The organism is Kitasatospora purpeofusca, assembly GCF_036010405.1.
Lineage (GTDB): Bacteria > Actinomycetota > Actinomycetes > Streptomycetales > Streptomycetaceae > Kitasatospora > Kitasatospora purpeofusca.
Map to the genome: position 1 here is coordinate 8061166 of NZ_CP108561.1, position 12435 is coordinate 8073600.

The window sequence follows — 12435 nt, forward strand, 5'->3', positions numbered from 1 at the left end:
TTTCCGTCGTCCACTGCCGCGTCAGCGCAGCAGGACCCGCCACGTCCCGATGTCGGAGCCGCCGGCGTCCTCGGGGCGGAGCGTCAGCTCCTTCACCCGGCCGCTGCCGTGGAAGGTCAGCAGCACGGTCTGCCGGCTCGCCGGGTCGTCGCCGAATTCGGCGCTGACCTCCCCGGCGGCGTCGGCCCCGTACGTCCGGATCCACTCCTCGGCCGCCGTCCGGCGGGCGGCGGCCGGGCCCTCGGCGGCGGCCAGTTCCACCAGGCGGTCCGCCGACCCGTCGGCCAGCCGCCACACCACCTGCTGGACCAGGCCCAGCGTCTCCGGCACCGGGTAGCCGGTGACCCGGAGGTGCGGACGAGCGGCGTAGTCGGCCGCGTGCTCCAGCCGGGCGTTCCCGGCGTCGCTCGAACAACCGGCCAGCAGGGCGGCCGAGAGCAGAGCCGTCAGCGCGGCCGTCACCGGCCGCCCCGCCGCCATCAGTTGGTCCCGAGCGGGCGCACGACGACGAACCACTCGATCGGGTCGTTCTTCTGCCGGTAGTGCGCCAGCACCTCGTTCAGGGTGGTGGAGTTCCGCTGGCCGTGCTGGCGCAGCTCCATCCGGGCACCCCAGCTGACCACGACGGCGGCGTGGTTGATCCGGGACTCGTTCTTCCACTTGAAGAAGATGATGTCACCGGGACGGGCGTCGGAGGTCCAGCGGAGCCAGGTGGAGTACCGGTTGTACATCAGGTGCCGGTGCAGGTTGGCCGCGCCGGCCCAGGTGTAGCTGCGGTTGATCCGCCAGCCGAACATCCAGAAGTCGTTCGTCCACCAGGCGCTGTCCCAGCTCTTGTACCCGTACCGGAAGCGCATGCTGCCACCGTAGTACAGCGCCTTGGAGACGAAGTTGGTGCAGTCCTGGCCGTAGTCCCACTTGATCCCGACGTTGCGGCTGGCCCAGTTGGCGGTGCCGTTGTAGTTGTAGCCGGCCTGGACGGCGGCGGCCGCGGGCTGCGCGGGCTGGACCGGGAAGCCGTTGGCGTCCAGCGGGACGGCCTTCTGCGCGTCCGCCGGGTCGGCCGGCGTCGAGTCGGCGACCTCGACCTGGCCCTGCGCGGCTGCGGAGGAGGACAGCTTCTGCTGGGCGGCGAGGTCGTCGGCCTCGGAGACCAGCACCGCGCGGGTGCCGACGCTGAACTCGAACCGCTTCGGGCCGGCGCTCTCGCTGGGCGAGTCCACGCCGTTGGCCCGGACCATCACCGTGTCCTTGACGGTGGCCCGCACCACGACCTTGCCGGCCGTCTGCTGGTCGACCACGACGTCGGTGAGCGAGACCGCCGCAGCCGCGTACTGCTGGCCCTGGGTGGCCAGCGCCTCGCGGTTGGCGACCAGCGAGGCGTCCTGCGTGGCCAGCAGATCGACGAAGACACTGCCGTGCGCGGCCTCGGCGGCGGCGTCCGGCACGGTCAGGCCCGCCCGCATCTTGACCTTGTTGCGGGCGTCGAGGTACTCCTGCACATAACCGCGGTACTGGTCCGGGCCGCCGGCGGTCGGCGTGCCCTGCACCACGGCCGAGGCGACCGGCGCCGCGGCGCCGTAGCTGTTCCGGGCGGTCACCACCGCGCGGTACGACTTGGTGTTGTCCAGGCCGGTGAACGCGGCCCGGATGTCGGCGGTGGCGATCTCCTGGACGAGCACGCCGGCCGAGGTCTCGACCCGGACGGTGTAACCGACCTCGCCGACCGAACCCCGGTCGGTCGGGGCGTTCCAGGCGACCACGAGACCGGTGTCCCCACCGGTGGCGGTGACCAGCTCGGCGGCGCCGGGTGCGGTCGGCACCAGGTAGTCGAGCGTCAGCTTCGGGCGCTGCGCCGGGTCGGCGGCGGTGGCGGAGAAGTACCGGGCCACGCCGGTCGAGCCGGCGGCCGGGCGCAGGGCCAGCCCGTAGGCCTCGCCCTTCTCGATCCAGGAGCCGGCCAGCGCGGCCAGGTCGGTCTCGGACAGCTTCGCCGCGGAGGCGTAGCTGTCGACTCCCGCGGCGGCGATCAGCGCGGCGCCGCCCTGGGCGGGGGCCCAGGCCGAGCCGAGCTGGAACACGTCGACCGGGGTCTCCTCGCAGCCGGGCGTGCCGGCGGCGCAGTCCGAACGGGTCAGCGCCAGCTTGCCGCCGACCACTCGCGAGCCGGCCGGGACGGCCGACAGGTCGGGCTTGAGCCAGGAGGTCCAGCTGCTGCCGTCAGGGGTGGTGCCGATCCGCAGCTCGGCCGGGTCGGCCGCCGGGCAGGCGCCGGTGTCGCAGCCGCCACCGGCGGTGGCCACCGAGGCGTCGGTGAGGGCGGTGCCGGTGAACGGGACCGCTGTCGCGGTCGGCGGGACCGGCGGGGCCTGGACCCGGACGGCCAGCGGCTGGTCGGCGCTCCAGGCGGAGCAGCCGACGGCGGTGCAGGCCCGGGCGGCCCAGGTGTAGTCGGCGCCGTCCGTCAGCGCGCCGGTCGGCACCTGGACGGTGGCGCGGCTGCCGCTCTCGGTGAAGGCGGGGGCGAGCGAGGTGGGCAGCGGCTGCCCGTTCGAGCCCTTGACCACGAACTCGGTGCGGACCCGGCCCTGGTTGGGGTTGGTCGCCAGGGCGGAGAGCACCGGCGTCAGGGTCTTGTCGGCGCCGGTCTGGAGCGCGGTGGGCACGTCCGGCAGCGGGCTGACGCTGAAGGTCACCCAGGGCGACCAGCTCAGGTTGTAGTGCAGTCCGTCGTAGGGCGAGCTGCGGAAGCGGTAGGTGTGCCCGTACTCCAGCAGCCCGGCCGGGACGGTGACCTCGGAGGGGGTGCCGCTGGGCACGTAGCCGGAGACGTTGACGGCGCCCACCTGGGCCCCGGAGATGGCGTCGACCAGCTGGAAGGTGCCGGTGACCTTGTCGCCGTCGGGGTCGACGAAGGTGTCGCGGAGCACCGGGGTGGTGGTCTCGACCCGCCAGGTGCCGGTGCCGTCCTGGAGGAACGGCGGGCCGGCCTGCTGCTTGGTGCCGGTGCGCGGGCGGTAGTTGTAGTTCACCGTCAGCTTGGGCACGTTGGTCGCGGCGTTGGCGGAGTTCACCTCCTTCCAGTACTTCGTCGACACCTCGTCGGGCGCGCGCAGGCCCATGCCGGAGGTGCTGTTCTTGGCCGAGGCCCAGGTCTGCACGAGGTCGGTGACGTTGGCGTTGATCCAGCCGTCGCCGCCGCAGGCGTCGCGGCCCTTGGTCTCGGTGGAGCTGCCCTTCTTGGCCTTCCAGGCCGGCTGGGCGGTCCAGCGGGAGGCGGTGGACGCCAGTCCGGTGTCCCAGACCTCCCAGGTGTAGGGCTGGCAGTCGCTGTTGCCGGAGTGGAAGTTGTACAGCGACAGGGTCGCGCTGGAGACCAGCGCGTCGGCGATGCCGGCGGTGTTCCAGTTGACGAAGGCGCGGGCCTCGCGGGAGCTGCCGTCGGCGTTCTTGGTGCCGGAGTTGCCCCAGTAGATCTCGGTGTCGGCCGACCAGTCGACCGTCTCGCCCTTCTGCACCCGGGTGTCGAAGGCGTTGCCGAGACCGGCGGTGGCCGGGTCGACGGTCACCGGGTAGACGGTGGCCGGGTCGGCGAGGAAGGCCGCGTCCGGCGTGAAGACCAGGTCGACGGTGTCGCCGCGCTGGACGACCTCCAGGCCGACCCGGGCCTGCCGGGGGTGCTCGCTGGAGCCGGGCGCCGTGGTGGCGTCCCACATCACCGGGGCGGGCAGCACGGCGCGCTTCTGGCCGTTCTTCCGGTCGGTGAACAGCACGCTGCCGTCCGGCTGTGCCTCGGCCTCGGTGCCCTTGGCGCGCAGCGGCATGGTGTAGGTGTAGCCGCCGGTCGCGGGGCGCTGCTTGAGCGTCACGAACTGCTCGAAGCCGGTGCGGGTGGCCTCGACGACGAGGTCACCGGCGCCGTCGCCGATGGCGTCCTGGTAGGTGGCGCGGGTGCCGTTCAGCTCGGGCTTGGGCAGGCCGCCGCGCCACTCCAGGGCGAGCTGGTCGTCACCGGAGCCGAGCGAGACGAGGGTGCGGGCCGCGTCGGTGCCGGCCGCCTCCGTGCCGGCCGGCGCCGCCTGCAGGGCCTTGGACTCGGCCAGCGAGCGGGGGCGCTTGCCGCCGGCGCCGGCCAGCTTGAGGCCGTTGGGGTGGGCGGCGGGTGCCACCGAGCCGTCGGCGGCCGTCTTCAGGGTGAGGTCGACATCGGCCCACTTGCCGTCGCGCAGGAAGCGCACCGGGCCGGCCGACAGTTCGGTGGTGAGGGTGCCGTCGGGGTTGGCCCAGGTGGTGGAGGTCTCGTCGCGCTCGGAGACGGCCTCGATCCGCTTGCCGGTCTTCTGGGCGGCGGCCCGGGCGGTGCCGATGCTCAGCCCTGGGTCGAGCGGCGCGGCCGTGGGGGGCTTGCCGGGGGTGGGCCTGGCCTGTGGCTTGGCCGCGAACGCGACCGGTGACCAGGCGCTCAGCACCAGGGTCAGGGCCAGCGCGGCGGCCGGAGGACCGCTCAGGGTCCTTCTTGAGACATGCATGGGGGCTCCTTGACTCGCCCTTGAACATGGGCGATGCGCGGAGCATAGGAAAGATCAAAAGACAAGATGATCATGACAAAGGGGGCAAAGCAGCCCAATTTCTGAAGATTTCCTGAGAATGGTGATCCGATCGAGACACGCCGTACGTTATCGACAACGACGTGGTCGAGAACGAGATCGTCGAGAACGACGTCGTCGACAACGACGAAGGGCGGGCACCCCCGCTCCGGGGTGCCCGCCCTTCGGGAGCGGGTGACCGTGCCGGCCACCCGCTCCGTCCTACTTGGTGTCGCGCTTCGCCAGGAAGGCCTCGACCTCGGCCCGGATCTCCGGGGTGTCCAGACCGCGGACGGTCATCGTGGTGCGGCGGCGCAGCACGTCGTCGGCGGTGTACGCCCACTCGTTGGCGGCCGCGTAGGCGACCTGCGCCCAGACGTCCGGGCCGTCCTCGTGGATCGGCCGGCCCAGCTCCGGGTTCTCGTCGATCATCCGGGCGATGTCGAAGGACAGCGTGCCGTAGTGGCTGGCCAGGTGCTTGGCGACCAGCGGCTCCATCCGCGAGCCCGGGTCCCGGTCGATCAGCAGGCGGTGCGCGACGGCGTTCGGCGCGCCGACGCCCGGCAGCGGCACGGTCGGGGCGATCGGGGACATGTCCTCGCCGAGGGAGGTGCCGGGCACGTGGGCCAGCTTCTCCAGCACGGTGCGGCCGATGTGGCGGTAGGTGGTCCACTTGCCGCCGGCGACCGACAGCATGCCGCCCTTGCCCTCGGTGACGACCGTCTCGCGCTTGGCGGCGGCGGTGTCGCCCGGGCCGCCGGGCAGCACCCGCAGGCCGGCGAACTTGTAGGTGATCAGGTCGCGGTCGATGTGCTCGTCACGGATCGCGTGCGCGGCCTCGCCGAGGATCTGGTCGACGTCCGCGTCGGTGGCCCGGACGTCCTTCGGGTCGCCGGTGAACTCCTCGTCGGTGGTGCCGAGCAGGACGTGGTCCTCCCACGGGATGGCGAAGGAGACGCGGTACTTGTCGATCGGGATGGTCAGCGCGGCGCGCCACGGCGAGCGGCGCTTGACCACCACGTGGGCGCCCTTGGACAGCCGGATCGACGGCGCGGCGCCGGTGTCCTCCATCCGGCGCAGGTGGTCCACCCAGGGGCCGGTGGCGTTCAGCACCAGGCGGGCGTCGACGCCGAACTCGGTGCCGTCCAGGCGGTCCTTGAGCTCGGCGCCGGTGACCCGGCCGCCGGTGAAGCGCAGGCCGGTGACCTCGGCGTGGTTGAGCACCACGGCGCCGGCCTCGACCGCGGCGCGCACGGTCATCACGGCGACCCGCGAGTCGTTCATCTGGTGGTCGCCGTAGACGGCCACCGAGCGCAGGCCCTCGGTGCGCAGCGCGGGCACCTGCTGGGCGGCGTGCGCGGCGGTGGAGACCCGGCCCATGCCGTCGCGGAAGGCGGAGAGCGCCGAGTAGAGGAAGACACCGGCGCCGAGCTTGGGCGCGCTGTGCGGGCCGCCCTTGTAGACCGGGACGAAGAAGGTCAGCGGGTTGACCAGGTGCGGGGCCACGTCGGTGGAGAGCACCCGGCGCTCCTTGTGGTTCTCCGCGACCAGCTTGACCGCGCCGGTCTGCAGGTAGCGCAGACCGCCGTGGACGAGCTTGGAGGAGGCACTGGAGGTGGCACCGGCGAAGTCGCCGGCGTCGACCATGGCGACCTTCAGGCCGGCCTGGGACGCGGTCCAGGCGACTGCGGTGCCGAGGATGCCGCCCCCGATCACCAGCAGGTCGTAGGTGGCCTTGCCGAGCAGCTCGCGGGTCTCGGCGCGGGAGGCGGTGCGGCCGGCGGTGCGCTCGGCGCCCAGGGTCGGGATGGTTGCCATGGTGTGTGTACGGCGCGCGGGTCGGGCGGCGCCGTTACTCCTCTCGGTGTGCGTACGGTCTCTGTGCGGAGAGACCGGGTCGGCCCGGTGCGGCGGGCCGGTGGAACGGGAGCGGGCCGGCCGGGGCACGGGGCCCCGACCGGCTTCGCGATCAGTTGTTCTCTTCCTCCTCCACCCAGCCCATGGTGCGCTCGACGGCCTTGAGCCACTTCTTGTACTCGCGGTCCCGGGTGGCCTCGTCCATGCGGGGCGTCCACTCGGCGGCGCGGTGCCAGTTGGCCCGCAGGGTGTCGAGGTCGTTCCAGAAGCCGACCGCCAGGCCCGCCGCGTAGGCGGCGCCGAGGGCGGTGGTCTCGGCCACGTACGGGCGCTCGACCGGGGCGTCCAGGACGTCGGCGATGTTCTGCATGAGCAGGTTGTTGCTGGTCATGCCGCCGTCGACCTTGAGGGCGGTGAGCTCGACCCCGGAGTCCTTCTGCATGGCGTCGACGACCTCGCGGGTCTGCCAGGCGGTGGCCTCCAGGACGGCCCGGGCCAGGTGGCCCTTGGTGACGTACCGGGTGAGTCCGGCGATCACACCGCGGGCGTCGGAGCGCCAGTACGGGGCGAACAGGCCGGAGAAGGCCGGGACGAAGTAGGCGCCGCCGTTGTCCTCGACGGTGTTGGCGAGGGTCTCGATCTCGGCGGCGGTGGAGATGATGCCGAGCTGGTCGCGCAGCCACTGGACCAGCGAGCCGGTGACGGCGATCGAGCCTTCCAGGGCGTACACCGGGGCCTGGTCGCCGATCCGGTAGCCGACCGTGGTCAGCAGGCCGTGGTACGAGTTGACGATCTTCTCGCCGGTGTTCAGCAGCAGGAAGGTGCCGGTGCCGTAGGTGGACTTGGCCTCGCCCTCGTTGAAGCAGGTCTGGCCGAACAGCGCGGCCTGCTGGTCGCCGAGCGCGGCGGCGACCGGGACGCCCGCCAGGTCGCCGACGGCCTCGCCGTAGACCTCGGCGGAGGAGCGGATCTCCGGCAGGACGGCCATCGGCACGCCCATCGACTCGGCGATCTCCTCGTCCCAGGCCAGGCTCTTGAGGTTCATCAGCATGGTGCGGCTGGCGTTGGTCACGTCGGTCACGTGCTTGCCGCCGTCGACACCACCGGTGAGGTTCCAGATGACCCAGGTGTCCATGGTGCCGAAGAGGATGTCGCCGGCCTCGGCGCGCTCGCGCAGGCCCTCGACGTTGTCCAGCAGCCAGCGGATCTTCGGGCCGGCGAAGTAGCTGGCCAGCGGGAGGCCGGTCTCGCGGCGGAAGCGGTCCTGGCCGACGTTGCGGCCCAGCTCGCGGCAGAGCGCCTCGGTGCGGGTGTCCTGCCACACCAGCGCGTTGTGCACCGGCTCGCCGGTGTGCTTGTCCCACAGGACGGTGGTCTCGCGCTGGTTGGTGATACCGACCGCGCGGATGTCGTCCTTGGTCAGGCCGGCCTTCTCCAGCGCGCCGCGGACGACCGACTGCACCCGGGTCCAGATCTCGGCGGCGTCGTGCTCGACGTAGCCGGGCTGGGGGAAGATCTGCCGGTGCTCCTGCTGGTCGACGGAGACGATCCGGCCGTCGGCGCCGAAGATGATGCAGCGGCTGGAGGTGGTGCCCTGGTCGATCGCGGCGATGTAGTTGCCAGTGGAGGTCATGAGGGTCCTCGGCTCAAGAGGTTGGCGGGGGGCGGTGGGCCTGACTCTCAGGTCAGTCCCCGTGCTCGGGTGGGGTGGAAACCCGGGGGATCAGAACGCGACGTGGTACAGGCCGCCGGCCAGCAGGCCGCCGATGATCGGACCGGCCACCGGGATCCAGGCGTAGGACCAGTCGGAGCCGCCCTTGTTGGGGATCGGCAGCAGCGAGTGGACGATGCGCGGACCCAGGTCGCGGACCGGGTTGATGGCGTAGCCGGTCGGGCCGCCGAGCGAGAGGCCGATGCCGACCACGGTGAAGGCGACGATCAGGATGCCGGTGCCGGAGAGGCCGAGGCCCTTGGTCAGGCCCTGGGTGAGGATGGCCAGGCAGAGCACGAAGGTGCCGATGATCTCGGTGAGCAGGTTCTGGACCGGGTTCCGGATCTCGGGGCCGGTCGAGAAGATGCCGAGGGTGGGCTCCTGGTTGGCCTGGAACTGGCCGAGGTAGGTGAGCCACACGAAGACGGCGCCGATCATCGCGCCGAGCAGCTGGGAGCCGAGGTAGACCGGAACCTGGCTCCAGTCGCCGCTGTCGACGGCGAGGGCCAGGGTGACGGCCGGGTTCAGGTGGGCGCCGGACTTCGGAGCCGACATGTAGGCGGCGATCATCACCGCGAAGCCCCAGCCGAAGGTGATCGCCAGCCAGCCGGCGTTCAGGGCCTTCGACTTCTTGAGCGTCACGGCGGCACAGACGCCACCGCCGAGAAGTATCAGGGCGGCGGTGCCGAGGGTTTCGCCGACGAAGATGTCGCCGTTGGAGAACGCGGACACAAAGACTCCCTTGTCCATATGGCCCGGAGGTGCGGGTGGGGGCAGGGGCCGGGCGGATCGCTGGGCGGGTGAGCGCTCTGTGGGATGGATTCGCACGGCCATCGTTCGACAATGTCGACCGTCATGCGGAAGCTTCCTCCCCGGGTCGCCCTCTCGTCAAGGCCGGGTTACGCAGCTGTGACCCTTCGCTCGCCGCGCTACCCGTAGTCACCGAACGGATCGTCGCAATTTTGGACAAAACGGTAAGGCGCGAACGGGCATTTCGCCCGTCCGCGCCTCAGCGTGAACGTTTTTCCGTGCTACCGCGGGCCTGCGGCCGGGCGGCCGGCAGCGGCCGGGAGTGGTCGGAAGCGGTACGAACCGGATGGTCCGGGGCGGTCAGAACCGCCCGGCGCCCAGGTCCCGGGAGATCGCCCTGGCCGCGCTGCGCACCGAGGCGACCAGCGAGGGCTTCACGAAGCCGTCCTCGCAGACCCGCTCGACCGCGCCGCTGATGCAGACCGCGCCCACCGGATTGCGGCGCCGGTCCTGGATCAGCCCGCCGATCGAGGCCACGCCCTCCCAGGTCTCCTCCACCGCGTCGGCCCAGCCGCGCTCGCGGGTCAGCGCCGCCTCGGCGTCCACGTCCGCGGCCTCGGTCAGCGTCCGCGCGGTGTACGACTCGAACGGGCCCTCGCCCAGCTCGCCGCGTGCCACCGGGTCGTAGGCCAGCAGCACCTTGCCCAGCGCGGTCGAGTGCAGCGGCTGCATCGAGCCGACCTCCAGCACCTGCCGGGTGTCGTCCGGCCGGAAGACGTGGTGCACGATCAGCACCCCGCGCTGGTGCAGCACACCCAGGTAGACGGTCTCCCCGGACGCCCTGGCGAGGTCGTCCGCCCAGACCAGGGCCCGGGCGCGCAGCTCGTGCACGTCCAGGTAGCTCTGGCCCAGCCGCAGCAGCTCGGCGCCCAGCTGGTACTTGCCGCTCTCCGGGTCCTGCTCGACGAAACCCTCCTGCTGGAGGGTGCGCAGGATCCCGTGGGCGGTGCCCTTCGCCAGGTCCAGCGCCGTCGCGACCTCCGACAAACCCAGGCGGCGCTCGCCGCCGGCCAGCAGACGCATGATCGCGGCGGCCCGGGAGAGCGACTGGATCGGGCCGGGCATTGGTACCTCCGCGCGGACAGGCGGTCGACATTGTCGACCGCAGTGGTAACGGCACGAGTCTGCCAGGCCGTCGCCGTTCCGTGCACCTTCCCCCTCGGTAACCTGCGTCGGCCGGCCCGGTCGTGCGCCCGCGCACCGCCGCCCGTCCGGCCCCGGTCGGCTACCGGCGGCCGCTCTCCCCACCCGCGACCTGCTCGTCCGCGCCGTGTTCGTCCGCACCGTACTCCCCGGTGTCCCGCTCCCCGGTCGCGGCGGCCACCCCGGCGGCCACCGCCCGGATCCCGGCCGGGCCGACCCGGCAGCAGCCGCCCACCAGCCGCGCCCCGTCCGCCAGCCAGCCCGCCACCCTCGCCAGGCCGTCGGCCCGCAGAACCCCGGCCGCCCTGAAGGTCGGCTCCCCGCACCACGCCCCGGCCGCCGCGTCCCAGCCCTCGCCGCTGTTCGGGTACACCACCACCGGCTTCCCCGACACCCGCGCCGCGAGCGCCACCGCCCGGTCCGCCTCCTCCGGCGCGCAGCAGTTCACCCCCACCGCCACCACCTCGTCCACCCCGGCCGTCAGCGCGAACGCCTCCGCCAGCGGCTGCCCGGCGCGGGTCCGCCCGCCCGTCGCGGCGAACGACAGCCAGACCGGCACCCCCAGCCCGCGCACCGCCCGCAGCAGCACCCTTGCCTCGTCGACGTCCGGCACCGTCTCCAGCGCCAGCACGTCGGGACCGGCCGCCGCCAGCACCTCCAGCCGGGGCCGGTGGAACGCCTCCAGCTCGGCCGACGTCAGCCCGTACCGGCCCCGGTACTCCGAGCCGTCCGCCAGCACCGCCCCGTACGGGCCCACCGAGGCCGCCACCCACCGGCGCGGCCCGGGCAGTCCGCGGGCCGCCTCCCGGGCCAGCTCCACGCTGCCGGCCATCAGCCGGGCGGCCGCCGCCCGGCCCACCCCGCGCCGGGCGAAGCCCGCGAAGCTCGCCTGGTAGCTCGCGGTGATCGCCACCCGCGCGCCCGCCTCGAAGTACGCCCGGTGCGCCGCCACGACCGCCTCCGGTGCGTCCGCCAGCAGCCGGGCCGACCACAGCGCGTCGGTCAGGTCGAACCCGGCCGAGGCCAGCCGTTCGGACAGCCCGCCGTCCAGGACCAGCGGCCCGGCCGCCAGCGCGGCCGCGAAGTCCGGCGGGGCTGCCGAGTCCGGGGCTGCCGAGTCCGGCGGCGGAGGGGCGGCGGCTCCGACGGTCCGGTCCATCACGTCCTCCTCGGGGCGGGCGGCGTCCCGGCCGCTCCGGAGGACGCCCTGGTCACAGCGTAGGAGCGGTCGACCGGGGCCGGGGTGGAAAACCGTTTGCCGCAGAGTCAAGTGATCGCTACGTTGTGCTCAGACCGAGAAGGACGGCTGCCCGTCACTGCGGGCCCGGCGGGGGAGAGGAGCGCACGGCGTGGACACCACCGAGCAGGAGTGGCTCGCCGCCTACGACCCGCGCGCCTACACCCCGGTCGCCGTCACCGTGGACGTGGTCGCCCTGACCCTGCGCCAGGGCCGTCTCCACGTCCTGCTCGTCGAGCGCGCCCTCCCGCCCTACCAGGGGCGCTGGGCCCTGCCCGGCGGCTTCCTGCGGGCCGGCGAGGAGAGCCTCGACGACGCCGCCGCCCGCGAGCTCGCGGAGGAGACCGGCCTGCCCGGCACGGTCGGCGCCGAGGCCGCCCTCAGCCGGATCCACCTCGAACAGCTCGGCAGCTACGGCGTACCCGACCGCGACCCGCGGATGCACGTGATCTCGGTCGCCTACCTCGCCTTCGCCCCCGACCTGCCCGATCCGCAGGCCGGCAGCGACGCGGCCCACGCCGCCTGGCACCCCGTCGCCGACCTCGACCTCCGGCCCGCCGACCGGCCCGAGTCCGCCGGTGCTCCCGCCGACACCCACGGGGGTGGCGTCGGCGGGAGCACCGGCCCCACCGAGCCGGCCGCGCCCCCGGCCGCCGGGGAACCCACCCCGATCGAGCTCGCCTTCGACCACGCCCGGATCCTCGCCGACGGCCTCGACCGCGCCCGCGCCAAGATCGAGTACAGCCCGCTGGCCACCGCCTTCCTCCAGCACGACTTCACCATTCCCGAGCTGCGCGCCGTCTACGAGGCCGTCTGGGACGAGAAGCTCCACCCGGGCAACTTCCACCGCAAGGTGCTCTCCGTCCCCGGCTTCGTCGAGAGCACCGGCACCACCACCGAGCGCGGCGGCGCCCGCGGCGGCCCCCGCGCCCGCACCTACCACGCCGGCGACGCCAGACTCCTCCACCCGGCCCTCCTCCGCCCCGCCCAGGGCGAGCAGCCCCAGGAGCCCTCGGAGGAGCCGCTCCAGGAGCCCTCCCCGGGCCCGATCACCTGACCACCACCCCGCTCCCGGCCGCCCGCACTACCAT

General features: G+C 73.2%; 8 protein-coding genes. 1 reads left to right on the forward strand and 7 read right to left on the reverse strand.

All coding sequences use genetic code 11. The features are described 5' to 3' along the window. Positions 1–21: 21 nt before the first annotated feature. From OG715_RS35215 to mmuM, 7 genes are all read right to left on the reverse strand, one after another. Positions 22–480, reverse strand: a complete 459-nt coding sequence (locus tag OG715_RS35215) for a hypothetical protein (RefSeq protein ID WP_266273221.1) — start codon at positions 478–480, stop codon at positions 22–24. Beyond that, positions 480–4529, reverse strand: coding sequence for a DNRLRE domain-containing protein (locus OG715_RS42530; protein ID WP_407661054.1), 4050 nt, complete (start codon positions 4527–4529; stop codon positions 480–482). Before OG715_RS42530 ends, OG715_RS35215 begins: the two co-directional genes overlap by 1 nt. A 279-nt stretch (positions 4530–4808) precedes the next feature. Further along, complete coding sequence (locus tag OG715_RS35230; RefSeq protein ID WP_266273220.1) at positions 4809–6404, reverse strand: glycerol-3-phosphate dehydrogenase/oxidase; 1596 nt, start codon at positions 6402–6404, stop codon at positions 4809–4811. A gap of 151 nt (positions 6405–6555) precedes the next feature. Then, positions 6556–8076: a glycerol kinase GlpK gene (gene glpK, locus OG715_RS35235; protein ID WP_266273218.1), complete on the reverse strand. Its 1521-nt coding sequence runs from the start codon at positions 8074–8076 to the stop codon at positions 6556–6558. 90 nt (positions 8077–8166) lie between these two features. Further along, entirely contained in the window at positions 8167–8904 is a 738-nt protein-coding gene (locus OG715_RS35240; RefSeq protein ID WP_380516293.1) for an MIP/aquaporin family protein, read from the reverse strand. Between the two features lie 360 nt (positions 8905–9264). After that, positions 9265–10029 carry an IclR family transcriptional regulator gene (locus tag OG715_RS35245; protein WP_266273216.1) on the reverse strand — a complete coding sequence of 255 codons (765 nt, stop codon included), beginning with the start codon at positions 10027–10029 and terminating at the stop codon, positions 9265–9267. A 160-nt stretch (positions 10030–10189) separates the two neighbouring features. Next, the gene (mmuM, locus tag OG715_RS35250) at positions 10190–11266 is read right to left on the reverse strand and encodes a homocysteine S-methyltransferase (RefSeq protein WP_266273215.1); all 1077 of its coding nucleotides are present in this window, start codon (positions 11264–11266) and stop codon (positions 10190–10192) included. A 190-nt stretch (positions 11267–11456) separates the two neighbouring features. Here mmuM and OG715_RS35255 point away from each other — a divergent pair, with 190 nt between their 5' ends. Further along, positions 11457–12401 (forward strand): NUDIX hydrolase, encoded by a 945-nt coding sequence (locus tag OG715_RS35255; protein WP_266273214.1) that lies wholly within the window; start codon positions 11457–11459, stop codon positions 12399–12401. Positions 12402–12435: the final 34 nt, after the last annotated feature.

Excerpts from the sequence above, each read along its gene's own strand:
- OG715_RS42530 (WP_407661054.1), bottom strand. The coding sequence starts at position 4,529 with ATGCATGTCTCAAGAAGGACCCTGAGCGGTCCTCCGGCCGCCGCGCTG.
- OG715_RS35240 (WP_380516293.1), bottom strand. The coding sequence starts at position 8,904 with ATGGACAAGGGAGTCTTTGTGTCCGCGTTCTCCAACGGCGACATCTTC.
- OG715_RS35245 (WP_266273216.1), bottom strand. The coding sequence starts at position 10,029 with ATGCCCGGCCCGATCCAGTCGCTCTCCCGGGCCGCCGCGATCATGCGT.
- mmuM (WP_266273215.1), bottom strand. The coding sequence starts at position 11,266 with ATGGACCGGACCGTCGGAGCCGCCGCCCCTCCGCCGCCGGACTCGGCA.
- OG715_RS35215 (WP_266273221.1), bottom strand. The coding sequence starts at position 480 with ATGGCGGCGGGGCGGCCGGTGACGGCCGCGCTGACGGCTCTGCTCTCG.
- OG715_RS35230 (WP_266273220.1), bottom strand. The coding sequence starts at position 6,404 with ATGGCAACCATCCCGACCCTGGGCGCCGAGCGCACCGCCGGCCGCACC.
- glpK (WP_266273218.1), bottom strand. The coding sequence starts at position 8,076 with ATGACCTCCACTGGCAACTACATCGCCGCGATCGACCAGGGCACCACC.